A 24,130-nucleotide genomic window follows, 5' to 3' on the forward strand; every position below is an offset into this window, starting at 1 on the left:
TTTATTTAATAACTAGTTGTTCTAATTATTAAGCATAACCTGCGTTAAATGTAAAAAAGTCCCTATAACATGACTGCTATAGGGACTTTTAGATACTGGCGCTATTGAGTAGCAATTAAAATAAATAATCGATCATTTAAGATAGCCTAAGCAGCCAAGAACTGTGTTGCTTACCATCACAATCGCCCATTATTGCTTAATCAAGCGCCTGACTCTTAACTACTTGTCTTTACTTATCATTGCTCACTGCTTTAATTCAATTGGTATAACTACATTTTCTCTATAGCGGCTTGAGCTTGCTGGTGCTCAATTTCTTTAGTGATCACTTGTGGTGAGCCTGTATTGCGGCACAGCCAATAATAAGCCCCAGGTACAACAAATAAAGTAAAAATACTGGCCAATGATACACCCGCGAAGATCACCACGCCGATCACCATTCTACTTTCAGCACCAGGCCCCACCGCCAGCACTAATGGGATAGCACTGGTGACTGTGGTGAATGTGGTCATCACAATAGGTCTTAAACGTTGCGTGGCTGCGGTGATCAATGCTTCTTCAAAGGCGATGCCTTTGTCACGTAACTGATTGGCAAATTCAACAATTAAAATACCATTTTTTGCCGCTAAACCAATTAACATCACAATGCCAATTTGACTGTATATATTCAGACTCATCCCCATCAGTTTCAGGCCAGCTAAAGCGCCAACTAAGGCTAATGGCACAGTTAACATAATCACAAAAGGATGAATGAAACTCTCAAATTGGGCTGACAATACTAGGTAGGTTATCACTAAGGCCAAAATAAAAATAAAAGCGATAGAGTTACCTGATTCTTGTAATAATTGCGACTGGCCTTTGTAGGCCACTTGCGCTTGTTCAGGCAAATGCTCAGCAACCGCCGTATTTAAAAACGCTAAGGCATCACCCAAGGCATAGCCTGTGGCTAAGTTGGCACTAATAGTGACACTGCGCAGGCGATTGAAACGATTGAGTTGCGACGATGTGGCACTCTCTTCTATTGTGATCAAGTTCGACAAGGGTATCAATTTATTACTGACCGTGGAGCGAACAAAAATATTATCAATGTCTTTAGGTTTTGAAAAATCATTTTTCTCGCCTTTAACCACCACATAATACTCTTCACCGCGCTCAACGAAGTTAGTCACGCGACGTTGACCCAACATGGTTTCAAGGGTGCGGCCAATATCGCCAACCGACACGCCTAAGTCGAAGGCTCTGTTGTGATCAATATTAACCAGCAATTGTGGATAGGTTTCTTTGTAGTCACTATCAATACTGTGCAGATTGGGGTTTTCTTGCGCTTTAGCAATAATAATATCACGCCACTTTGCTAACTCTTCATAGGTGTTACCTTGCAAGACGAATTCAACCGGTGATGAAGACCCGCCACCACTTAAGCCTCGGCGCATCATAGCGAACGCTCTAACATCTGTTACTTTAGCGAGCTCACCATTTATTTTATTAATAAATTCGAAGGTATCTGTAATGCGATCTTTCCAAGCGGGCATACCCACAATGGCAATACCACCCGCACCACCAAAACCTGGCACACGCACAAGCACTCGGTCAAGCTCTCCACTTTGTTGATGCACGAGTAATTCTTCTTCTATTTGCTGCATATTTTTGACGTTATTTTCATAACTTGCCCCTTCTGCACCACGCATCATGACGAAGAAGTTTCCACGATCTTCTTTTGGTGTGTACTCTGAAGGTAATTGATTAAATAAACTGTAGACCGCAAATAGCGACAAAATAATCACAATACATATCATCAGGGGTTGATGGATACTGGCTTTTAACGAACGCCCATAAGCGGCTTCACATTTAGCAAAGCCTCGATCCAACTTTTGACCAAACGATGAGCTACGTTCCTTATGTTTTAGCATTTTTGAACACATCATTGGCGTTAACGATAATGCTGTTAAGCTAGAAAAAATAACCGCTGCCGCAATCGCAATAGCAAACTCAGTGAATAATCGTCCGACGTTACCTGATAAAAAGATTAACGGCACAAACACCGCAACTAGCACTAAGGTGGTCGCAATAACCGCAAACGCCACTTCTCGACCGCCTTCGTATGCAGCGAGCAAAGGGCTTTGCCCACGCTCAATACGGCGGTAAATATTTTCCAGTACCACAATGGCATCATCTACAACCAAACCAATGGCTAGCACCATGGCCAGTAGGGTCAATAAGTTTATTGAAAAACCAAACCACGATAGCACCATCATGGAACCAATTAGCGCCACAGGTACGGTGACGGCTGGAATAAGTGTTGCTCTAACGTTACCCAAAAATAAAAATATAACCAATACCACCATGGTCATGGCAATAGCCAGTGTGCTGTATACTTCGTCAATTGAGCCTTGAATAAACACTGATGAGTCATAGCTATTAGTGATCGTGGTACCTATTGGCAAGCCACCACGAATCGACATCATCTCTTTTCGCGCCGCTTTAACTACTTCGAGGGTATTGGCTTTTGACTGTTTAATAATGCCCAAACCCACCATGTTTTTGCCATTGCCACGAAACATGTTTTCTTCATCTTCCGCCGATAAGGCAATTTTAGCCACATCACCCAGATAAACTAATGATTTATCATCATTACGCGCCACCACCATAGTGGCAAAGTCGTCTTCGGTTAGATAACTGCGTTCAACACGAATCGAAAAATCTCGGTCAATTGATTCCACTTCTCCCGCCGGTAATTCAACATTTTCAGCGCGCAGGGTTTGTTCTATATCATTAACAGTGATGCCTCTAGCGGCCATAGCCTTTCGGTTTAACACCACATTCATCGCATAGGTTCTACCGCCACCAACTTGCACTCGTGCTACGCCATCAACTACAGAAAACCTGTCAACAATATAACGTTCGGCGTAATCAGTTAGCTGTAATGTGCTCATTACCTCGCTTTGTAAAACAAACCAAACTATGGCACTTTCATCATCATTTGCCTTAGACACCTCAGGCGGTTCAGCTTGTTCTGGTAAGTTGTTTAACGCGCGCGAAATTCTGTCACGCACATCATTTGTCGCGGCGTCAATATCACGGTCCAATTCAAATTCAATTGAAATATTAGAACGGCCGACTCGGCTAGAAGAGTTGATGGATTTAACTCCTTCAATGCCACTAATTCTATCTTCCAATATTTGCGTGATTTTACTTTCAACAATTGCAGCCGACGCGCCAGGATAAGAGGTATTAATACTCACTACCGGCGGGTCGATATCAGGATACTCGCGAAGGGGTAAGGTTAAAAAAGCGACAATACCAAAGGTAATCAAGAGTAAATTAATTACTGTGGCAAAGACTGGCCGCTTAACTGACAGGTCAGATAAAATCACGATTTATTCCCTATGGTATTTACACTAGTACCATCACGTAGTTTTAAAGCGCCTTCGACAACTACTTCTGTGCCTACCTCTAGACCACCAATAACCTCAACAAAACCACGGTAGCGACGACCAATATCTAAGGGTTTCTTAATAGCTTTACCCGCTTCAACAATAAAAACAAAATGTTGGTCTTCAATCGGAATAATGGCACTTTCCGGTATCTGTAATATTTGCTCAACTTTGCGTACCACATGCAAATTTAACAACATGCCCGCACGTAACTGATTATTAGCATTGTTAATTTTTGCACGTACTTTTAAGGTTCGTGTAACACTGTCGATGCGAGAGTCTATCGAGGTGACTTTGCCAACAAATACTTTGTCTTTATAAGCTATATTGCTCGCTTCTATGCGCTGACCAATCGCTACGGTAGTTAAGTAACGCTCTGGAATTGAAAAATCAACTTTAATAATACTCAGATCATCTAAACTGGTGATCACATCGCCAACATTAATTAACGCACCGAGACTAATTTCGCGAAAGCCTAAGATGCCTGAAAATGGCGCTTTAATGGTAAGTTCAGCTAGCTTTATTCTGGCACTGAGTAGTTGTGCTGCAATGGCCTTAGTTTTTGCTTCTTGTTCATCAACTAGCGACTTAGCGGTGGCTTTTTGTTTGTACAAACCTTGAAAACGATTCAGTTGCGCGACAGATTCGGCAAGATTAGCCTGAAGTTCTTCGACTTTAGCCGCTTCCTCTTGGCTATTTAGTCGTACTAAAATGTCATCTTTTTTAACCGTTTCGCCATCTTGAAATAAAACCTCAACAACAACATCTGAATATTTACTGGTAATATAGACCTGCTCATTCGCTCGTGAGGTACCTATGGCCTCGACTGAATCGTTAAAATCAACTAAATCGATTTTAGCCGTTTTTACTGCGACAACACGTTGATATTTTTCTTTGCTGGAGGTCTTTTCAGGCCATTGTAAATAAACAACTAAGGCAACTAACATTCCAACAAGTAATAACAAAGGTAAGCGACGACCAATGGCAGTAGACATAAACAAAGCTCTCTAAGATTGAATAAATTACAATAATATTATTATAACTTAGATACTGACAGTGCTGGAGACAACTTAGCCTAAGATTTAAGGCTTTGGTCGCAAATTAGAAAAAATAATTAACTTTGTCCTTATTAAGATATAATTTAATGAGACATAAACCAAATGAAGTATAGCGAGTATGCGCGATGCTTCATTTTTACATTTTAAGGATTGATCTCGTGAAAATTATTGCCTCGATTATTATTGTTTTATTATTACTGAGTGGTGGTGCTCTTTGGTTTTTAGCAGGAAGTTCACTGAATGGCTACATTAAAGGTCAAATTGAAACTGTGGGCAGCAAAGTCACTGAACAAAAGGTTACAGTAAAAACTGTTGATATTAAGATCGCTAGCGGCGCAGGTAGTATTTTAGGTATTAACTTAACCAACCCTAAAACTTATAGCCAACCAAACGCTTTCGCTTTAGAGGAAGTAACCCTTGATATTAATTTAGAAAGTTTAGCCTCAACACCTATTATTATTGATGCGATAATCATCAAATCACCGAAAGCATTTGTCCAGTTCACCCAAACCGGTGGCTCCAACATTAAAGATATTCTAGATGCTATCAAGCGTAACACCCCTGACGCTGAGGCAAGTGCTGTTGAAACTAACAGTGCTGAAGAGCCTAAAATAAAAGTCAGTAAAATTATCCTTGCTGGCACGGCGCTAACGCTTGATTTAAGTGCTTTTGGTAATAAAGCACATAGTGCCACGTTACCAGATATCACATTAAGTAATGTCGGTGGTGAAACTGGTTTGCCTGCAAGCCAACTCGGTGCCGAGATTGTTAAACAAGCATTATCTCAAATTTGGCAACAAGCAAAAGCCACGCAAAAGAAAAAGTTAACCGACAGTGCTAAAGATAAATTGAAAGAGAAGCTAGAAGAAAAAGCCAAGAAAAAACTGACTGACTTATTTGGCTAATCTTAATTTTTAGCGGTCTTAAAACTCAGCCAAAATTGGTCAAAGCTGGCAAAAATTAGCCACTACATTTGGCTGAGTTTATAAAAAATAAATCACAGGACACCTTGTCATGAAAGTAAATAGCCGATTAACACCACTAACAATGCTTTGCACTTTTTTGTTATCACATGCCGCTATAGCACAGCCATTAGAACTCAGCGTTATGTTCGGTCAAATATACGGTCCAGACTTGGTTACCAATGACAATAGCGATATCAATATTGACTCTGGCAATAACATGGCTGTTGGTATAGCGTGGCAAGAAAATGTTAATGCCCAAGGTCAGATACTCTTGAACCGCGTTAGTCATGATTTTATTGGCGAAAATCAAGCTAATAATGAGCTAGATATCACTTATGCACATTTTAATGGCATCGCTTTGTACCGTCAGCAAAACTATGTAACAACTTTGAGCTTAGGGCTAGGTGGTGCTTATTTTGATGCCGAACAAGGTAGTGAAGAATTGTATCCTTCTGCCAGTGTCGCCTTGGGTACTCGCTATGAATTCTCTTTGCAAATGGCGTTAGTGACCGAACTGCGCGCCTATGCCACCTTAATTGATGAGGATGACGCCCTGTTTTGCCAGCAGAATATGTGTAGCGCAAACTTTAGCGATTCACTCTGGATAGAGAGTTCAATTGCGGTCGGAATCGCCATCAAATTTTAGCTGGATAAGCACTTAAATCACCTGCCAACATGTGCCTGTTCTTAGCTTAAAGCTGTTACTCTGTGCAATATATAACATTATAAAAAGTAACCGCTTGATCAAAAAGAGCTATAAAACTTCAAGTACTTACTTTCGTTACCATGCAAGGAGTTCATACCTATTGCAATATTTTAACTCACCATCTGCTAAGCCGGCACAGCGGTACTTTATAGTCGCTTAATCAGACGACAAGCTATAAAGTCTACTTATCTATTAAGCTATTATCAAAAAAATCGCAGAGAATATAATTCATCGGCGATTTTATCTCTTCATGCTCATACTTACATTGTAAACTAAGCTATAACATCGCTGAGATATCAGCGGTTAATGACACTTTTGGACGTTCAATAATACGACCAATTTCTTTATCGTTTTGATAAACAACAAAAGTGGGGGTATATTTTATATCCTGGTTTTTAGCTGATCCGCTTGGCTCTGACTTTGCATAATCGAGGGCAATTAAGCGATTTGAAAGCGCTGGGTTTTGAGCCACTATTTTTAAAAATTTAGGCACTTCACGCACGCTGTCATGGCACCAAGAGCCAAAGTAAACCTCTACGTGTAAATCCTTTGGCCAACGGTTAATTTCAGTAATTTCAAGCTCAGACAGTTGAGATGCCTGATAACTTTGCTGGAAAAGCTTATGATTAGCCATCAGTTGCTGTTGGCTAATTTCACCAATGGCCATCGGCGCTTTTTCCACCTGACTATTAACGCAGCCAGAAACAACAACAAGCATAATACTTAATAGCGTCACCGCAAACTTTCTCATCTCAGTCCTTGTTTAGTATTTTTTTAGTTGGTCTGCTTTTGCCAACATCACTTTACTTTCCTGCATAAAAATATCAGCATAATCACCAAAGTAATCAGCAACCTGTGAAAACATCTCAGTAAAAGCTGCTTTATCATTTGATTGCACGTCTTCAAGTAATGCTAAAAATCGATAGGCAAATCGCTTCATCATAGCAATGTTGTCTTGATTAGCGAAAATAATATCAGTATAAAGTTCTGGGTTTTGAGCAAACAAACGCCCAACCATAATCAACTCCAAACGATAAATTGGTGAACTCATCTCCACCAATTGCGCTATATCTGCGCCTTCAGTCATTAAGTGATAACCATAAGCTATGGTTGAGAAATGTCGCATGACTTGCACCATAGACATGGCTTGATCATGTGTGTGTGCTTCAACCGGATATATTTTTGCCCCCCAAACATTAAATTGCTCTAGTAGCCAATGATACTGTTGTGGAAAACGACCTTCGCAAGCAATAATAGTTTGTTTAACTAAACCGGTGACATCCGGCCCAAACATCGGATGTAATCCAACCACGGGGCCAGCATGTACTTTCATCATTTCATATAGTGGCGCTTCTTTAATACTGGTAACGTCTGCCAAAATACAATTTTCAGGCAAGCTGCCTAATTTTTGGATAACTAAAGTGGTTAATCGAATCGGCACAGCAACAATGACCAAACTCGCCTCGGCTAAAATATCAGCACTATTTGGCCAGTCAGCTTGCTCTAAAACCTGTACTTGATAGCCAGAACGAGTAAATAAATCAACAAAAATGCGCCCCAATTGCCCCTTACCACCAATGACAATAACTTTTTTGCAATCAGGATTGACACAACGATAGCCACTAGCATCTTGGCTGACATAAGAGTCTTGCATCAAGCGGCGCAGAATATCTTCAATTAATTCTGGCGACAAACCGGCATCTATAGCTTGCTGGCGACGCACCTTTAATAAGCTTGCTTCACGCTCAGGGGCAAAAATTGGCATACCGGCGGCGCTTTTTAATGAACCCACTTTGGTGGTAACAAGGCGACGTTTTGCCAATAATGCCACTAATTGACCATCAATATCGTCAATTTCATCGCGTAACACACCTAAATTTTGCTCAAATGTAAATTCACTGTTCATTGTAGCTGCTTATTCCTATTCACTAACGGTTGAATTAATCCGCTGTTTTAAAACCACTTCAAGTTTAGCACTCGCCGCTGAAATAAGCTGCTCTGTAGTTTCAAAATCGATACAAGCATCTGTCACAGAAACGCCATATTTCAGCTGGTCAATGGGTAACTCTGAACTTTGATTACCCTCATTTATATTACTCTCTAACATAATACCAATAATAGTCTTATTGCCGGCACAAATTTGATCGAAAACATTATCAGCCACTAAAGGTTGACGACGGTAGTCTTTATTAGAATTACCGTGCGAACAATCGACCACTATACCCGGCTCTAAATTTTGTTTGGCTAGTTCTTCTTCACATAAAGCGACATTAACCGCATCGTAGTTAGGCTTTTTGCCGCCACGCAAAATGACATGACCGTCAGGATTGCCAGAAGTTTTAATCAGTGCCACTTGCCCTAAGCGATTGATACCCATGAAACGATGTGAAGAGGCCGCTGACTGCAAAGCATTAATAGCAACACCAAGACCACCACTGGTACCATTTTTAAAGCCAATCGGCATCGACAAGCCGCTGGCCATTTCCCGGTGCGTTTGTGACTCTGTGGTGCGTGCACCAATAGCCGACCAACTAAATAGCTCAGCTAAATATTGTGGGCTGATTGGATCTAGCGCTTCAGTCGCCAACGGCAAACCTAACTCAGTTAAGTAAATCAATAATGCACGGGCTTTGCGAAGGCCAGTTTCCACATCAAATGAACCATCCATATGCGGATCATTAATCAGACCTTTCCAGCCGACCGTAGTACGCGGCTTTTCAAAGTAAACTCGCATAACAATGTATAAACTATCTTGATATTTATCGTGTAATTTTTTTAGTTGTCTTGCATAAGCTTTGGCACCTTCAAGATCATGTACAGAACAAGGGCCGGCAATGACTAATAGGCGATGATCTTTTTTGTGAATAATATTAGCAATGATTTCTCGAGCATTTTTAACAAAAACACGTCCTGCTTCTGGCAACGGTAATTCTTCTCGTAAAGCATTAGGGGTAATTAAGACCTCTTCTGCATTGACGTGAATATCGTTCAGCCTGCTTTTAGGTATTTGGTTTGCATCTGACGCCGTTAAAGTATTGTTTGACATGATTCTTTCCTAAATATAGAGCAATAAATGTGAGTTTTAAGTAAAGCATTTTGGCTAGTTACTATTTCTACCAATAGCAATGCGACTAGAAGAGCAACTAGTTAAAGTATGGGAGGTAATAATATCGATACTGCAGATTGTACAATTTTTACGCTCCTTTTATTGTAAAGTAAAGTTTACTTACTTTGTATCATTTATATTACACTATAATTTACTCACATACAGCCCTATTATCAAGAATATGATATAAAAAAAGCGCCAAATGGCGCTTTCTCCTTAATCATTTATGTATACAACTTTATTTATGCACAATACGATTCTTAACTAAGTTCTCAACGACAGCAGGATCAGCCAAGGTTGAGGTATCACCTAGCGTATCTACATCATTCTCAGCAATTTTGCGTAAAATACGACGCATAATTTTACCTGAACGGGTTTTAGGCAGTCCTGGAGCGTATTGAATGTAGTCAGGTTTAGCAAAACGCCCTAATTCTTTCGCCACAAACTCAGTTAACTCACGCAGTAACTCATCTGACTCTGTCGCATTACTCATTAAGGTGACATAAGCATAAACACCTTGACCTTTAATTTCATGCGGATAACCCACAACAGCGGCTTCAGCAACGGCGGGGTGCAATACCAAAGCACTCTCAATTTCAGCAGTACCTAGTCGGTGACCAGAAACATTCAACACATCATCAACACGACCGGTTATCCAATAAAAACCGTCTTCATCACGCTTAGCACCATCACCGGTAAAGTAATTTCCTGGATATTGGCTAAAGTAGGTTTGATAGAAGCGATCATGATCGCCATAAACACTGCGTAATTGACCAGGCCAACTGCCTGTCATCATTAATAAGCCTTGGTTTGCGCCTTCAAGGGTATTTCCGTCTTTGTCAAAGAGTGCTGGTTTAACACCAAAAAACGGTTTACCTGCTGCCCCTGGTTTCATATCGACCGCTCCAGGCAAAGAGGTAATTAAAATGCCACCCGTTTCTGTTTGCCACCATGTATCAACAATAGGACAATTACTTTTACCCACAACCTCATAATACCAATGCCATGCTTCTGGATTAATCGGTTCACCTACCGTACCTAAAAGGCGCAACGATGATAAATCCGCTTTTTCAACAAAGCTATCACCAACACTCATCAAGGCACGAATAGCGGTTGGTGCGGTATAAAAAATATTGACTTGGTGCTTATCGCACACCTGCCAAAAACGACTAGCATCAGGATAAGTCGGCACACCTTCAAAAACGAGCGTAGTTGCACCATTGGCTAACGGTCCGTAAAAGATATAAGAATGGCCAGTGATCCAGCCTGCATCTGCCGTACACCAATAAATTTCACCGTCTTTGTAATCAAAAACATATTTATGGGTCATAGCGGCGTAAAGTAAATAGCCACCACAAGTATGTAACACACCTTTAGGTGTGCCTGTTGAACCAGAGGTATATAAAATAAAGAGTGGATCTTCAGCGTCCATCACTTCCGGCTCACAAACTGCAGGAAGCTTAGCGACTTCTTGTTGGTAATTCACATCAATTTTATCATTCCACGCCACATCACCACCTGTGCGTTGCACAACAATAACTGAGTGAACATTTGGACAATCAGCAACGGCTGCATCAACATTGACTTTCAATGGAATAACGCGGCCACCTCGAAGACTTTCATCCGAGGTAACAACGACTTTACAGTCAGCATCAGCGATACGTGAACGAATAGCTTCAGTAGAGAAACCACCGAATACCACTGAATGCACGGCACCTATGCGGGCACAAGCTAACATGGCATAGCCAATTTCTGGAATCATTGGCATATAAATACAAACACGATCACCTTTTTTCACGCCACGTGCTTTTAGTAAGTTAGCAAAACGACAGACATGATCATGCAGCTCTTGATAGGTTATTTTTTTATCTTCGCTAGGATCATCACCTTCCCAAATAATAGCGATATCATCCGCTTTGCTGACTAAATGACGATCAATACAGTTGTAACTAACATTTAATTTACCACCAGAAAACCATTTGATATTAGCAGACTTAAGGTCAACATCTGAAACACTATCCCAAGGCTTATACCAATCAAGGAACTGTTCAGCTTGCTCAGCCCAGAAAACATCAGGTTGTTCAATTGACTGCTTGTACATAGCGTCATATTTCGCTGCATCAATATAGGTGTGGGCTTTTGCTTGTGCTAATACGGGAAAATGGCTTTTTAGTTTTTGCATGCTTAATCCTTGAAATCTTGTTATTTAATGGCTTGTAGAGACGTCGAAGCAAAACCTCATTCAACTATCGATCAATTTTTTAACTTACCAACATAATAGCCTAAGTTTTCGTGATGGGACACACCACTTAAGTCGAATATTAATAGATTTTTCATATTAATATTATACAAAAATCACATTATTTAAATATCGACAGCACATTGAATTGCCTTTAATAATAAAAAAAAGACATCAAAATTAGAAAGATAGAAGCCTCAAATGAATGATTGAGGCGTGACAATAAAATAGGTATTGGCTCTGTAATCGACGATTATCCAGTGTCAATAATATTAAAGCATATGTAACAAAAAGCTTTGCCCCTAAGCCCTGAACAGAATTGCCGCTAGTACTTATTATTGCTGCTGTCGGTTCAAGTTTTGCAGTATAATAACCAATTTAACGCGTTTATTTATTTAAGTTATTAAGTTCTTTTTCTAAGTCTTTCATTGCCTTTTGTGCTTTGAACTCTTCATAAAGGGCTTCTCGTGAGCTAGGGTCTAAACGCTTACCAGATTTAGCGACAAGGTTACTAAAGGTTTCTTGTGTATTACTCATGACGACTAGCGCACATAATTGTTTTTGACCATCTAAACGCGCAAAAGCAATTTTTTCAGGGATAGCACCCACAATACTTTGCTCAGCAATTTGTTTACTGACCTGCTCAAAGGTACCACCGATATTTAGCTGCTCATTACTTTGTGCTTTACGTTGATATAAGCGATCCATCACACTTGCTTTGACTTGTATTTGTTGCACTAAATCAGCCCGCGAAGCGGCAATGGCTTGTGCTTTATCTGTTGTCATATTACCAGACCAGCGTACACATGAAGAAGAGGCTAGTCCTTTCTCCGATACAGGTAAGAATACCCAGCTAGGCACAGAATCATTTTTTGCCAGAGGTTGCGATTGATTTTTCTCAGTGTTTGAGCATGCGCCTAAAGCTAAAGCGGCCATCACGGGTAATAACTTTTTCATCATTAAATTCCTTTAAGTTGTTCTTGATAATAAGCGGTTCGTTTTATCACTTTTTGTAAATAGTTGCGTGTTTCCTGTGCGGGTAATTTTTTTAGCATTAAATTATAAACGTTATCTGAAGTCATTGAGTTAGCGGCAATACTTGCTTGATTAAGCGAGTTAATACCAGACAATGTTTTACTGACATTCCCAGGCCCTGTGTTATAGGCCGCAATGCTCATATAGAGTCGAGATTTTTCACTATGGACATGCTTAAAATACCGGTTGCTCAGTATATGGAAATAAGCACTGCCAGCTTCGACATTATTGTCTACTTGATATAAATACGCTGGACTAAGTAAAAGAGGTTCACCTTGAAGTAAGTTACTGACATCCTTACCTGCGGAGCCTGGCACTATTTGCATCAGTCCAAAAGCAGGGATAGGTGAACGGGCAAGTGGATTAAAGCTTGATTCGGTATGAATAATAGCTAATAGCAAAGCGGGTTCTAAATTCCACCGTTTGGCTTGTACTTGTACTTCGGGTAAATAACGCTTGGCTTGTTGTGATAAGGTATTTTTAGGTAATTTATAACGAACAGTGACTCGGTTATTATTTTTAGTTACTTTCGGTCTAGCGGCTAAAAGAGTTTCAGTAACCAATTTTTCTGGTAAGACACTTTGATCAACAGCGGCTTTTAGAGGCACTACCGTTAATGATTTTTGAGTCTTAATTACCTTTTTTTTCTTAGGGTTAATTGTGGTGACATGGTTTATATTTAAGGTGTGATTTGCCGCAATATAAATGGGATCTTTTAACAGCGTTTTATTTACACTGACTTTTGATAATTCAGTTAATTGTGCTTTAGCGTAGTCAATGGCTTGTTTATCATTGGCACTTTTGAGCAATTCAACAATAACCTCACCACTAGCAAAGTTAACCGTGGTTCGGTTATTTAAATCATCACTGTATTTTACCCATATCTTACTACTAGGTAAGTTAGGGTCTGGCCATTTCTTTTTAACCTGCTTTAAATATTTACTTTCAGCGTCTTTCCAAGCACTAACGAACAGCTCAAAAGCTTTATTTTGTTGTTGTTCATAATGATTAAATTCACTTTGTCGCTGTTTTAAAAAGGCTTCAAACTCTGCATTATCGCTTGTTTGAGCAAGAGAATATAAACTAAAACTAAAACATGCTATCGCGCCAAGTTTGAGCAAGTAATTATTTTTTACGTGCATTGATTACGCCTTTATAAAGTTAAAAGTAGCTTGTTAGATCATCCGCTGTGATTTGTTCATATTGAGTTTTTGCAGCTAAATTTAAACGCTTGCAATCTATACTTTCACAACCATTCATCAGTGATATCACTTGTTTATAGCGCTTGTTCTCAAACCAGATTTTAGCAACAAAGAACTTTGCTACCTCTAGTGACAGCCCAGTTACATCAAGGTAACTATCAAGGTATTGTAAACGTTTTGCTGCCGGAGATTGTGCTGCCACTAGCGCAACTGCATCGGCTGCCGTTGTTACATGGCTCATGGCAACTTTAAGTAAAGGCCTAATGTTTTTTTTGTCTTGTTGGTCACCGACCCACCAAGCAGCCCTTAAGGCTAAACCAGCCTCGTTAATATCAGGTTTAGCAGCACTCACTTCACCGGTACAGGTTAGCCATTGTTGTTGATACTCTTGTTTATAATCTACTATTTTTGCCGCTATATAGCTGATTTTTTCTGGTAGTGTAATAGCCAATTTTTTAGCAAGAGCAGCTTTAATATCTTTTCGCGCGGGTAAGGTAAGTGCGTTACGACACGCCTTTTCAAGCGCGGGTTGCGCGCTTGATTTTAACGCCATAACTCGGGCGTATTGACCATTAGCCTGACTTTTAATAAAAGCCGTTTGTTGAGTAATGGTTTGCTCTGAGTCGAAAGTGGCCGAAGCCACCAAGGCTAACGTTAAAACAGGCGTGAACATTAAAGCTCCTCTTCAGTCGTTACTTTGCCAGAAACGCCTTTAGGATTTGTAGCTTGATCGTTTAAACCGCCATGCGCTTTAATCTTTCTCCCTTCACGGGCAACACCATTAGCCGTTTGGCCGTTATTACCTGTCATTTCTTTAGCTGCTTGGCGAGCTGTGGCTTCTAAGCTTGGTGCGTAGACTGCGACGCTATATTGCCAAAAACCATCATCACTCTCAAAGCTTTTAACACTAACACCCGGTGGTAACTTTCCTTTTGCTAATGTCGCGTATTGATCAGACATTTTTAGTTGATTCAAGAAAGTGCTACGATCTTCTTCAAGTATTTTTACTTGTTGTGGATCATTAAGGTTTGGATCGTCATACTCAAATTGTTGAGTACCTTCCATTTGATTTTCATCAAAACTGCCTTCCCAGTAAACCTTTTCACCTTGCATAGTTGCTAAAAGAGCTGAGCGAGCGCGTGTTTGAGATTGTGACTTTGCTGCACTTTTTAGCTTACGTGATAGGCTCTTGTTTTTATTTTGACGAATAATAGCTGAGCCATAGCCCATAACGATCACTTCATCTGTATTGATATTGGTTAGCACTTTAGCGCCAACCGGAGGTAAAACCCCTGTTTTCACATCACTAATGACTTGTTGAAAAATAATATTAGGCTCTGTTGTGATCGCAACAGCACCACGGTTTCCTTTGATTTGTGAGCGTGTTTTCGGCGTTGAAATCAAGCTGACACGCACACCTTTTTCATCCGTATTATCGAAAACATCATAAGTGACAAATCCGGCTAATGAACCTGACACCGACTCTTTACATGCTTCAAGCATGCTCGTTTGTTCATTCGCAACACCCTCAACACCGGTATCAATAACATCTAAACGTGCATCAACAACATTGGCACATTGATGCTCTACGCCTTTCATATTTTCAATCAGTTGCTTTTTAGCAATAAGGTAAGCTTGGTTATAAGCGCCACGCTTTGAAAGTAACGTCGCGTTGACATTGTCATAGGTGTTATAGCTTGTACTGCCAATGGATAAAATACCGGTACCACTGCCAACTTGAATCATTTTAATGCCATCTTCATTATCATCAATTAGCGCTTGATGAGCGACGGCAACAGCGAGTGTACTATCATCGGCTAAAACAATATCTCCAGATACTTTTACTTGCTCAGCATTAGCCACTTCTGTACCCGGCCGAGCTGGGATCATATCGGTTAAACTAAACTCTTCGCTCGCCATAACTGGCATAGTTAAAACCATCGCCAATGTGAATACTTTTAATCTCATCATCTATCCTTATTTGTATCTGAGGGTAAAATCGTCTTCGATTTTAATTTTTGAAAGTGTCTTTGAGGTAATTGTGCCGATTGCCTGATCAACAGCATTAGCCAATTCCCCCGTATTTCCTTTATACCTTAAACTTGCTACCGTGTAGTCATTACGTTTATGAATAGCAACGTCACTAACGCCACCTAATGTGTTTAATACATCGTGCAGCATTTCAGGCTCTGTGAGCTTTTGATTTGGCAGTAATATTTCGCGCACTAAACCGCCTCGAGCAACAACTTGAGTAAATGCCTGATTAAGGGCTAAATGAAGTGCCCTTGATTGTGATGGGCTAGCTAAGTATACCGCGAGTAAGTCTTGCTCAACATGCGGGTCTTTGGGTAGCGACATAAGCGAAGGATCATTTTTCCAGTTACCGTAGATATTTCCTGATAAATCGCGGACATCAATACTTAAATGCAGACGGCGATTATTTTCACGTTTGACCAGTTCAGATTGAGCGTAAATAGCTAGGCTTGCTGAGTCTCCAACCTCAATACCTTGTTGATTTAACCACGCTTTCAATTCTGTTTTTAAGGGCTCTGGAGCAAATACCTTTACTCGCGGTGAACCTATAATGCTGAGTAACTGAGATGCTTGTTGTACTAAGGGCGCTTTTTCAACAACGGCAAGAAGAGTGACTTGCATGCCAGCACCTTGTAATGCTTTAGTTTTTAACGTTTGCCATTCCTTTACTAGCCCTTCGCTGTGGCTTGATAATTGTTGACCAATCAACTCACGCATATGCATTGACTCATTTCCGTCGACAATACTCATCTCTGTACTTGACGATTGAGCATATTGCTGTGATAGCCAAACGCCAACGACTTGAGAAACTGCTCTTTGCAGTGCGTCTTGCTCTGCGTTAACCAGTGCTGATTTGCCTTTTTTAGCCCAACCTTCACCAATAACCGTAACGCTAATATCATGAGAGTCTTCTTGCCAGTTCTGTTCTTCTGACGCCCCTAATTGGTTAGGATCCAAGCTAACTTTCATGCAGGTATCATTACCACTCAAAATTGGGCTTGAATAGTTTAAAGGCATAGCCATGCTATTTAACCCTGCTAACATTAAGCTGCGCTTTTTCTGATAAAGTGTTGCTGCATCATCCGTTAAACTACTGCTTATCTGCTGAGTGGTAGCTTGTGCACTTAAACTTTTATTGCCTTTAATAAAGTTGGCCAGTTCGATACTTGCTTGATTTTTTGCCTCTAGAATAGCGACACTGCCACGACCATAGGCGCAAGCTGTAGTCTCAAGCGTACCATTGGCTAGAACATTAACTTCAGCATTTGCGCTTAACGAGCACAGCGCTAAAAGACTGAACTTTTTTATCATGTGCGGTTCTCTAGAAAGTCAGCTGGTGTTCCAACAGAGACAGCAAATATCTTGACACCATTTGCCGGACGATAAATACCTTCTTTCGAGTGACTTTTAATTTCATCCGCAATGGATGAGTTTTTCCAACGGATAATTTCACCGTTTGCACTACTGCGAGAAGGTTTAACGTTAGCCACACCTATAGGTTCAACAAAACCCGCTTCATAGGTAAAAATAATCATGGTCTCATTCGGTAGTACACCCGCATTTTGACCTCTATCGAGACTTATTTTATTTCCTTTAATACCTAAAACTTGAGCAGTTGCTGGCATTTCACTTAGCATACGAGTGAGTAAAATATCAATTCCACGTGAACCCATATCACTCAATACGGCATTAACATGTGCACTTTGGTCAAGATGAAATCCAGCAACATAACGTCCACTAACCATAGTGTATTTAAGCTCAGAGCGATCACGAACATCTTCAGATTTAACGCGTATTTTACCTAAATTAGGGTGTGAGAGCTTTTCACGTGTTTGCGGGTTAATAACACCGGTTGTGAGCTCCAGTGTGTAATCGGCCCAATCGGTGATAGATCCTTCTGTTTTTAGTGTTCTTAAAGAATCAATTTTCATAACAAAGTCAGGAAGTAATGCTTTTACTTCGGCTCTTTTGGCTAAAACTTTTGTCCCTTGCTGCTCTAAAACTATTTGCTGCTCCTTTGAGATGGTATCGTCATCACGCGTGACAATTCTGAAGCGGTTAATACCAGCAAACTGATTTTCAAGCATAAGTAATAATTGATTGTTATCAAATTCGCGCATAGCATCTACGCCAATGCCACTGCCACTAACGCCAGCTAAATCAAAGTACATACGAATAATGGGCTTTTTAAGCGGGCAATTATTGTTTTCGTTATTGCTATCAAAGATGCAGTTTCCAAGACCTTGAGTATCAAAATAGGCAGGCATTGTTATATCTGAATTATCAAAGTCGTATGCACTTTTGGCGACAATTGCATTAGATGCTCGGTTACTGACTTTAGCAACTTGTGTTGAACTACCTGGCTTTTGTGTTGATTGACACCCAGCTAACAATGCGAGAGTTAATGCTGATAAAGTTAATTTTTTTACTAGTTTCATGATTATTCCTAAATATCAAAGAGCCATTGGCTAGCAGGCTTTTTAAGTTGCTGTACTAATTTTTTTATGACGTCTTGTTTGGCCTTTTCACGTGTTAAGGCACGTCCTTGGGCTATAATGTTATGCTTCAACAGGACTTTAAAAGGGTTGGAGTTTTGTGTTAAGGCCAAGGTTAAAAAGCCCTTAGCAGAATGGTGGTTATTTTTTTTTGCATATTGCCAGCGTAGCTGTGGGCGCATCCATAATTGCGTACTGCCACTATGAGGTAGTGCAGAATTAAGTGCAGAAATAATTTCGTGATCTGTTGTGGCGCCAATAACCTCACATGCAATTGCTGCCAAAGCCTCGGATTGTTGAGTTAATAAGTACTCAAGTGTTGAGCGTGTTGAAACGGCTGGTCCAGACAAATGCTCTACTATTGCCAATTTCTTTGATGCTTGGCTAAGTACTTCAGTATTTTGCAATGCCCAGATAAAACGCTGTTCAATATTTTCATTGGGAGGTGACAGGCGAGAAAGGACTAATAAGTCAGATGTTAATGCACTGACTATATCTGTTTTTTTAACCCCTATTTGTAAAGCAAACTTACGGTCTTGCTGACTAAAGTTTAATTCTTTAATACCCGTTAAAGTCATAGGCAAGCTTTTAACCGTAGTTATCTGTTCAAAGTAGCCGCTTGCTTTCGCCTCTGTTTTTATGAGCAGTTGCAACTGTTGAGTATTTACATCGACACTTAACTGAGTAACGATATCCGCTAAAGCCGCTTGTTTTGCTGCTGTGCGATTATCAGCAATGCCAACCGCAGTGATATAATCATCACTTTTTAGCGGTTGGCTTACCCAGTTAGGCCAATCTGTAGCTGCACAGCTGCAAGTAAATGCCAAAAAACAGGCAAATAGACTAGTTTTCATTAACTTTTAGCTTCTTGCTCTAATTGCAGGTTATTAATAGCTGTTATTGTTAACTGCTCAAGTTCAATAATGTCGTTGGCTTCTAGTGCTAAAAAAAGTTGGTCTTTAGCCTTAATTAACACAGTCGCAATATCTTTTGAATCTTCAACCTCCTCTTCTTCCTCATCACTTGAAAAAAGAGATGTTACGGCTGAAGCACCGTAATTAATAGCGGTTATTTTTGCAATTTCAGGTCCATAGTTACTTAAAATGATGGCTGACTTAGCAATTTCAATGGTTAGTTGCGTCGCAAGTTCGACATTTTTTTGGTAGATGCCTTCATTAGCTTTATTATATGATGCTATTTTGTCACCTATTTTTTCATTTTTATTTGTCGCACCCGCATCAAACTTGGTTATAGCTGCTTGTAATTCTTCCGGCGTTGATTTTTCATGAGCATATAAAAATGCTTGAACATCGCGGTAATTGTCGGTTTGCGTACGATAATCACCCATAACATTGCGCTGACGCTCTAGAATCATCGCCGACATATTTAAAAACTCATCAATGCCTGGCTGTACTTCTACAGGGTAATAATAACCTAAGTTATCCATGCGGGTAGTGAGCTCTGCAACAGCAGCGTTTCGATCTAAATTAGCGGCTGAATCAGTATTGGATGTGGCCATACAGCCGACAAAGAGGGGGGTAAAAACAAGTGCAGATAAGATAAATTTTTTCATAAAACATTTCCCTATACATTAAAAAAGACTACAGAAGCATAGAGCTAAGCTATTGACTTAATTCAATCTTCCTTGATTGCCGATGTAGAATTACTTAATTATCATCAAATTGCAACATAAATCCTTACAATTTTATCAATTAGATCAAATATACGGTTACCTGGGATACGAATGTGATGGCATATTTTAAGCTTGTGGAGCCAAAAAAATCAATGCCCGTGGGCTCTCCTTTAATCATTTATAAATAGGCACAGATAGGAATAAGTAGCACAGAAATTGTGTGTGAAAAACGCATGTAACTCAACAAAGTAGGAAAGTTATTCCGTCAATACGTTTGAATAAACCAATAGAAAAGTTCTTGAAAGCTCTATGGTTTGATTGATGAAAAGCAATGACGAGAGCCATGCAATCACTCGTAGACAACGTTGACTGACGTCTTCGTTTTTTAGTAACATTAGCGATCAATTCAGCTTCCCATATAGTTAAAAACTGATTGCAAAAATCATCAGAATCGCAAAAAAAATCTATTAACCTATTCATCTGCCAACCTTTTTTCTTTCAAATATTTTTTAGTCTAAAAATCAGCTCGATAGGTGAGCAATGAGTTCAATCCTTATCCAATTTTCAGGTTATCGAGTTGCACATGTAATAATTAATCGCTTTTATATGATTAAAATTCATAAATTACATTGAGTTAGTTTCTGGTAAAAGCAGATAACAAGCATCGTCTACTAATTAAGGTATAATTGATGCCTTTCCAAAAAAATAAGAGGCTTCGCAGTATGCTTCCAAGCGATTTTATGCAATAGGCAGGCTTGGCATATTTTTACCAGCATAAGTGGGCAGTAGCTTAATGACATGGGTGTTAACTAATTCAGTAAAAAACACACAAAAAAGCCTATTTGGTTTCCCAAACAGGCTTTTCTCAAACTAACTAACAATACGCGTATTAAAGGGGAATTATCTTTTTCCCAATTTCTCTTTAATACGTGCTTTACGACCAGATAGCTCGCGTAAGAAGTATAGCTTAGCTTGACGTACATCGCCGCGACGTTTGACTACAATTGAGTCAACGATTGGGCTATGTGTCTGGAATACACGCTCTACACCAACACCGTTCGAAGTTTTACGAACTGTGAATGCAGAATTGATGCCGCGGTTTTTAATAGCGATTACAACACCTTCAAATGCTTGAAGACGTGATTTTTCACCTTCTGTAACTTTTACTTGTACAACAACTGTATCGCCTGGGCGGTAGTCTGGTGCATCTGTTCTCATTTGCTCGGCTTCGAGCTGCTTAATAATATTACTCATAATACCTTCTTCCTAGGTTTCACAGTCATCAGCAGTATTTATATTATCAGCCTTAATGGCAATTAACATTTTTTGCTGCTCTGCTGTCAGAGCTAGGTTAGTTAAAAGTTCCGGTCTTCTAGTCCAAGTTCTTTCTAACGACTGATATTGGCGCCATTGCCTTATATGTTCGTGATTACCACTTAATAGCACTTTAGGAACAGACTTTGCTTCGTTTACCGAAACGTCCATAACCTCTGGCCGAGTGTAATGTGGACAATCCAATAAACCGTCAGAAAATGAATCCTGCTCAGCTGATTGTTGATGTCCTAATACTCCAGGCACAAAGCGTGCTACGGCATCGATTATGTTCATAGCAGGTAATTCCCCACCACTTAAGACATAATCGCCGACCGACCATTCTTCGTCAATTTCAGACTCTATTAGTCGCTCGTCTATACCTTCATAACGTCCTGCTATAAATATCAGTCGGTCATGTTGTGCTAATTCACGTACGCCAGCTTGGTCCAATTTCCGTCCTTGCGGCGACAAATAAATAACCTTCGCTCTACCCTTGTCTTTAATAAGATCAAGGCTGCTATCTTCATCTGCAGCTTTTCTTGCAGCTTGTATAGCATCACGTAATGGTTGAACCATCATAAGCATCCCTGGGCCGCCACCGTAAGGTCGGTCGTCCACAGTGCGATGTTTATCATGAGTAAAATCTCTTGGGTTCCACTTATGAAACTCAATTAGACCATTACGTATCGCTCGGCCTGTCACCCCATACTCAGTAATTGCGTCAAACATTTCGGGAAAAAGGCTTATCACCCCAATCCACATTTTCTTATCACTAAGCATGTTTGTTAATACACTCTTACTCAAGTTAGAAACCTGGGTCCCAGTCAACACAAATTTGTTTATCTTCAGCGCTTATCGAAAGTATAACTTGGTCCATTAAGTAAGGTATTAACCTTTCTTTTTTACCAAAGCCATCTTTCAGATTAGCTTTAACAACCAGTACGTCGTTAGCGCCCGTTTCCATTATGTCGGAAACCCGACCCAGGTCGTAACCTTTGTCAGTAACTACGGCCATGCCGATTAGATCACGCCAATAAAACTCACCTTCAGGTAAGTCTGATAACGCCTCTTCGCTGACAAATATCTCTGATCCCACTAGCTTTTGGGCTACATCGCGATCATCAATACCTGCAACTTTAACCACAAGACCATTGTTATGTTTGCGCCAATCGGTAATCTCTACTGATTGAATCTTATTCCCTAATTTTAAAGACCAAGGAAAATAGTCTAGAATGGCTTCTTGGTCATCTGTGAATGAATGAATTTTCAACCAACCCTTGATACCGTAGACTGCGCCTACTTTACCTAAAGTGACATCTTTACCAATAACTTCCACAACAAACTCCTAAAACCTACCAATTAAATTAAGCTGCTTTGTTAGCATCTTTAATTAATTTGGCCACACGATCAGATACAGTTGCACCTTGACCAACCCAATGGTTGACACGGTCTAAGTCTAAACGTAATTTTTCCGCTTGACCTTGCGCTGTAGGGTTGAAAAAACCAACTTTCTCGATGAAACGACCATCGCGAGAGTTACGGCTATCTGCAACAACAACCTGATAGAATGGACGCTTCTTTGCGCCGGCACGAGCTAAACGAATGGTAACCATATCGTCCTCTATATAATTTAAGTGTTAAAACGAATTTCCCAGACATTTCCGTCGACTAAGCAACAGAAAAGCTCGCGTATATTACGCTTTTCTGTTGACAAAGCAACCTAAAGCTAGCCTTCGATGAATTATTTCGCAAATTAGTTACCTGTGTTACCAATATAACGATATAATCCACGTCTGCAAAACTAGGCGCCATATACCCGCGCTTTAATTCACTCTTTCTAGCTAGGGAAATCTATGACTCAGCTTGCAAACACTAGTATAAAAGGATTAATGCTAGCGATGACCACGGCTATTATGTGGGGATTACTGCCTTTAGCGCTAAAATCTGTTTTACTATTAATGGACGCTTATACTATTACTTGGTATCGCTTCGTATTCGCTGCATTTTTCGTGACCCTATTTTTATCAGCATCCAGAAAAATACCTAGCTCAGCACTGCAACAAACTAGCGTCATGAAACGACTATTGCTTGCTGCCATTCTGTTGAGTTTTAACTACATACTGTATCTAGTTTCATTGCACTATATACCCGTAGAAACTGCACAAATGCTCATTCAAATGGCGCCATTTTTCATGTTACTGGGCAGTGTTGTTGTAATGAAGGAACACTTTAGCCGTGGTCAAATGGTCGGCTCTTTGGTACTTATCTCGGGTTTGTTATTGTTTTTTAATCAACAATTTATTAATAGCAGTGGCATTGATAGCAATGATTTTTTATTTGGTTTTATCATTATGTTTGGGGCGGCAATAACTTGGGCGGCCTATGCAATCATGCAAAAACAAATGCTACGTTATTACAGCTCAAACCAAATAATGTGGTGTATTTACTTATTAAGTGCCCTGTTTTTTTTACCCTTGGCAAGCCCGGAAAAAATAAAGTCTTTAGATAATACTGCATTACTTTTGTTACTTTTTTGCTGCGCTAACACCCTCATTGCCTATGGCACTTTTGCCAAGTCATTAGAATATCTGTCAACCGCCAAAGTGAGTGCAACCTTGGCGATAACCCCCTTACTTACCGTGATGTTTGCCACTATAGCTGAGCAAATTTGGCCAACAGCATTCCAAGCACAACAGTTAAATGCTCTCGCTTATATCGGAGCCAGCTTTGTGGTACTAGGCTCAATGCTAACAGCCCTAGGTAATAGAATACTTAATAGAAAAAATATCAATGCAGTTAAAGCGTACTTTAGATTTAAAAATAAAAGCGCTTGACTTAGCCGCTATGACCCACATTGAATTAAGGAAAACAATAGACTATAGCATTGATTTATAACAGGTTTCTGTCATCAA

The 24,130-nt window shown here is 40.0% G+C and carries 21 protein-coding genes; 3 read left to right on the forward strand and 18 right to left on the reverse strand.

Annotation, left to right across the window (positions count from 1 at the left end; all coding sequences use genetic code 11):
• Window positions 1–269: 269 nt before the first annotated feature.
• Both H4J54_RS06405 and H4J54_RS06410 read right to left on the reverse strand, forming a co-directional pair.
• Entirely contained in the window at window positions 270–3,371 is a 3,102-nt protein-coding gene (locus H4J54_RS06405) for an efflux RND transporter permease subunit (RefSeq protein ID WP_182190065.1), read from the reverse strand.
• The gene (locus tag H4J54_RS06410; RefSeq protein WP_182190066.1) at window positions 3,368–4,426 is read right to left on the reverse strand and encodes an efflux RND transporter periplasmic adaptor subunit; all 1,059 of its coding nucleotides are present in this window, start codon (window positions 4,424–4,426) and stop codon (window positions 3,368–3,370) included. The genes H4J54_RS06405 and H4J54_RS06410 overlap by 4 nt, the downstream gene beginning before the upstream one ends.
• Window positions 4,427–4,647: 221 nt before the next feature.
• Between H4J54_RS06410 and H4J54_RS06415 the strand changes: the two genes are divergently transcribed.
• Complete coding sequence (locus H4J54_RS06415; protein WP_182190067.1) at window positions 4,648–5,394, forward strand: hypothetical protein; 747 nt, start codon at window positions 4,648–4,650, stop codon at window positions 5,392–5,394.
• 109 nt (window positions 5,395–5,503) lie between these two features.
• Window positions 5,504–6,100 (forward strand): hypothetical protein, encoded by a 597-nt coding sequence (locus H4J54_RS06420; protein ID WP_182190068.1) that lies wholly within the window; start codon window positions 5,504–5,506, stop codon window positions 6,098–6,100.
• A 337-nt stretch (window positions 6,101–6,437) separates the two neighbouring features.
• On the opposite strand, the gene H4J54_RS06425 is transcribed toward H4J54_RS06420, so the two are convergent.
• From H4J54_RS06425 to rpsP, 16 genes are all read right to left on the reverse strand, one after another.
• A complete protein-coding gene (locus H4J54_RS06425; RefSeq protein WP_182190069.1) occupies window positions 6,438–6,911 on the reverse strand; it encodes a thioredoxin family protein in 474 nt (157 codons plus the stop codon).
• 12 nt (window positions 6,912–6,923) lie between these two features.
• Entirely contained in the window at window positions 6,924–8,066 is a 1,143-nt protein-coding gene (tyrA, locus tag H4J54_RS06430) for a bifunctional chorismate mutase/prephenate dehydrogenase (protein WP_182190070.1), read from the reverse strand.
• 15 nt (window positions 8,067–8,081) lie between these two features.
• Window positions 8,082–9,206, reverse strand: coding sequence for a 3-deoxy-7-phosphoheptulonate synthase (locus tag H4J54_RS06435; RefSeq protein WP_220464284.1), 1,125 nt, complete (start codon window positions 9,204–9,206; stop codon window positions 8,082–8,084).
• 298 nt (window positions 9,207–9,504) lie between these two features.
• Window positions 9,505–11,448, reverse strand: coding sequence for an acetate--CoA ligase (gene acs / locus H4J54_RS06440; RefSeq protein ID WP_182190071.1), 1,944 nt, complete (start codon window positions 11,446–11,448; stop codon window positions 9,505–9,507).
• Between the two features lie 444 nt (window positions 11,449–11,892).
• Window positions 11,893–12,465: a hypothetical protein gene (locus H4J54_RS06445; protein WP_259367124.1), complete on the reverse strand. Its 573-nt coding sequence runs from the start codon at window positions 12,463–12,465 to the stop codon at window positions 11,893–11,895.
• Window positions 12,465–13,682, reverse strand: a complete 1,218-nt coding sequence (locus tag H4J54_RS06450; RefSeq protein WP_182190072.1) for a murein transglycosylase domain-containing protein — start codon at window positions 13,680–13,682, stop codon at window positions 12,465–12,467. Before H4J54_RS06450 ends, H4J54_RS06445 begins: the two co-directional genes overlap by 1 nt.
• Before the next feature lie 19 nt (window positions 13,683–13,701).
• On the reverse strand, window positions 13,702–14,415 hold the full coding sequence (locus H4J54_RS06455) for a hypothetical protein (RefSeq protein ID WP_182190073.1): 714 nt from the start codon (window positions 14,413–14,415) through the stop codon (window positions 13,702–13,704).
• Window positions 14,415–15,710 carry a hypothetical protein gene (locus H4J54_RS06460; RefSeq protein ID WP_182190074.1) on the reverse strand — a complete coding sequence of 432 codons (1,296 nt, stop codon included), beginning with the start codon at window positions 15,708–15,710 and terminating at the stop codon, window positions 14,415–14,417. Before H4J54_RS06460 ends, H4J54_RS06455 begins: the two co-directional genes overlap by 1 nt.
• Before the next feature lie 9 nt (window positions 15,711–15,719).
• A complete protein-coding gene (locus H4J54_RS06465; protein WP_182190075.1) occupies window positions 15,720–17,087 on the reverse strand; it encodes a hypothetical protein in 1,368 nt (455 codons plus the stop codon).
• Complete coding sequence (locus tag H4J54_RS06470; protein WP_182190076.1) at window positions 17,084–18,214, reverse strand: hypothetical protein; 1,131 nt, start codon at window positions 18,212–18,214, stop codon at window positions 17,084–17,086. Before H4J54_RS06470 ends, H4J54_RS06465 begins: the two co-directional genes overlap by 4 nt.
• An 8-nt stretch (window positions 18,215–18,222) precedes the next feature.
• Window positions 18,223–19,125, reverse strand: a complete 903-nt coding sequence (locus H4J54_RS06475) for an LPP20 family lipoprotein (protein ID WP_182190077.1) — start codon at window positions 19,123–19,125, stop codon at window positions 18,223–18,225.
• The gene (locus H4J54_RS06480) at window positions 19,125–19,844 is read right to left on the reverse strand and encodes a hypothetical protein (RefSeq protein WP_182190078.1); all 720 of its coding nucleotides are present in this window, start codon (window positions 19,842–19,844) and stop codon (window positions 19,125–19,127) included. The genes H4J54_RS06475 and H4J54_RS06480 overlap by 1 nt, the downstream gene beginning before the upstream one ends.
• 960 nt (window positions 19,845–20,804) lie before the next feature.
• Window positions 20,805–21,158, reverse strand: a complete 354-nt coding sequence (gene rplS, locus H4J54_RS06485; RefSeq protein WP_182190079.1) for a 50S ribosomal protein L19 — start codon at window positions 21,156–21,158, stop codon at window positions 20,805–20,807.
• Between the two features lie 12 nt (window positions 21,159–21,170).
• The gene (trmD, locus tag H4J54_RS06490) at window positions 21,171–21,980 is read right to left on the reverse strand and encodes a tRNA (guanosine(37)-N1)-methyltransferase TrmD (RefSeq protein ID WP_182190152.1); all 810 of its coding nucleotides are present in this window, start codon (window positions 21,978–21,980) and stop codon (window positions 21,171–21,173) included.
• A 43-nt stretch (window positions 21,981–22,023) separates the two neighbouring features.
• Window positions 22,024–22,554 carry a ribosome maturation factor RimM gene (gene rimM, locus H4J54_RS06495; protein WP_404851647.1) on the reverse strand — a complete coding sequence of 177 codons (531 nt, stop codon included), beginning with the start codon at window positions 22,552–22,554 and terminating at the stop codon, window positions 22,024–22,026.
• A 28-nt stretch (window positions 22,555–22,582) separates the two neighbouring features.
• Window positions 22,583–22,831, reverse strand: coding sequence for a 30S ribosomal protein S16 (gene rpsP, locus H4J54_RS06500; protein WP_146879194.1), 249 nt, complete (start codon window positions 22,829–22,831; stop codon window positions 22,583–22,585).
• Window positions 22,832–23,071: 240 nt separating this feature from the next.
• Here rpsP and H4J54_RS06505 point away from each other — a divergent pair, with 240 nt between their 5' ends.
• Window positions 23,072–24,052: a DMT family transporter gene (locus tag H4J54_RS06505; protein WP_182190080.1), complete on the forward strand. Its 981-nt coding sequence runs from the start codon at window positions 23,072–23,074 to the stop codon at window positions 24,050–24,052.
• Window positions 24,053–24,130 lie beyond the last annotated feature (78 nt).

This window comes from Colwellia sp. MB3u-8 (assembly GCF_014076985.1).
Lineage (GTDB): Bacteria > Pseudomonadota > Gammaproteobacteria > Enterobacterales > Alteromonadaceae > Cognaticolwellia.

What these genes read in the sequence shown, in the direction of transcription:
- H4J54_RS06410 (WP_182190066.1), bottom strand. Translation starts at nt 4,426, where the DNA reads ATGTCTACTGCCATTGGTCGTCGCTTACCTTTGTTATTACTTGTTGGA.
- H4J54_RS06420 (WP_182190068.1), top strand. Translation starts at nt 5,504, where the DNA reads ATGAAAGTAAATAGCCGATTAACACCACTAACAATGCTTTGCACTTTT.
- H4J54_RS06425 (WP_182190069.1), bottom strand. Translation starts at nt 6,911, where the DNA reads ATGAGAAAGTTTGCGGTGACGCTATTAAGTATTATGCTTGTTGTTGTT.
- tyrA (WP_182190070.1), bottom strand. Translation starts at nt 8,066, where the DNA reads ATGAACAGTGAATTTACATTTGAGCAAAATTTAGGTGTGTTACGCGAT.
- H4J54_RS06435 (WP_220464284.1), bottom strand. Translation starts at nt 9,206, where the DNA reads ATGTCAAACAATACTTTAACGGCGTCAGATGCAAACCAAATACCTAAA.
- acs (WP_182190071.1), bottom strand. Translation starts at nt 11,448, where the DNA reads ATGCAAAAACTAAAAAGCCATTTTCCCGTATTAGCACAAGCAAAAGCC.
- H4J54_RS06445 (WP_259367124.1), bottom strand. Translation starts at nt 12,465, where the DNA reads ATGATGAAAAAGTTATTACCCGTGATGGCCGCTTTAGCTTTAGGCGCA.
- H4J54_RS06450 (WP_182190072.1), bottom strand. Translation starts at nt 13,682, where the DNA reads ATGCACGTAAAAAATAATTACTTGCTCAAACTTGGCGCGATAGCATGT.
- H4J54_RS06455 (WP_182190073.1), bottom strand. Translation starts at nt 14,415, where the DNA reads ATGTTCACGCCTGTTTTAACGTTAGCCTTGGTGGCTTCGGCCACTTTC.
- H4J54_RS06460 (WP_182190074.1), bottom strand. Translation starts at nt 15,710, where the DNA reads ATGAGATTAAAAGTATTCACATTGGCGATGGTTTTAACTATGCCAGTT.
- H4J54_RS06465 (WP_182190075.1), bottom strand. Translation starts at nt 17,087, where the DNA reads ATGATAAAAAAGTTCAGTCTTTTAGCGCTGTGCTCGTTAAGCGCAAAT.
- H4J54_RS06470 (WP_182190076.1), bottom strand. Translation starts at nt 18,214, where the DNA reads ATGAAACTAGTAAAAAAATTAACTTTATCAGCATTAACTCTCGCATTG.
- H4J54_RS06475 (WP_182190077.1), bottom strand. Translation starts at nt 19,125, where the DNA reads ATGAAAACTAGTCTATTTGCCTGTTTTTTGGCATTTACTTGCAGCTGT.
- H4J54_RS06480 (WP_182190078.1), bottom strand. Translation starts at nt 19,844, where the DNA reads ATGAAAAAATTTATCTTATCTGCACTTGTTTTTACCCCCCTCTTTGTC.
- rplS (WP_182190079.1), bottom strand. Translation starts at nt 21,158, where the DNA reads ATGAGTAATATTATTAAGCAGCTCGAAGCCGAGCAAATGAGAACAGAT.
- trmD (WP_182190152.1), bottom strand. Translation starts at nt 21,980, where the DNA reads ATGTGGATTGGGGTGATAAGCCTTTTTCCCGAAATGTTTGACGCAATT.
- rpsP (WP_146879194.1), bottom strand. Translation starts at nt 22,831, where the DNA reads ATGGTTACCATTCGTTTAGCTCGTGCCGGCGCAAAGAAGCGTCCATTC.
- H4J54_RS06505 (WP_182190080.1), top strand. Translation starts at nt 23,072, where the DNA reads ATGACTCAGCTTGCAAACACTAGTATAAAAGGATTAATGCTAGCGATG.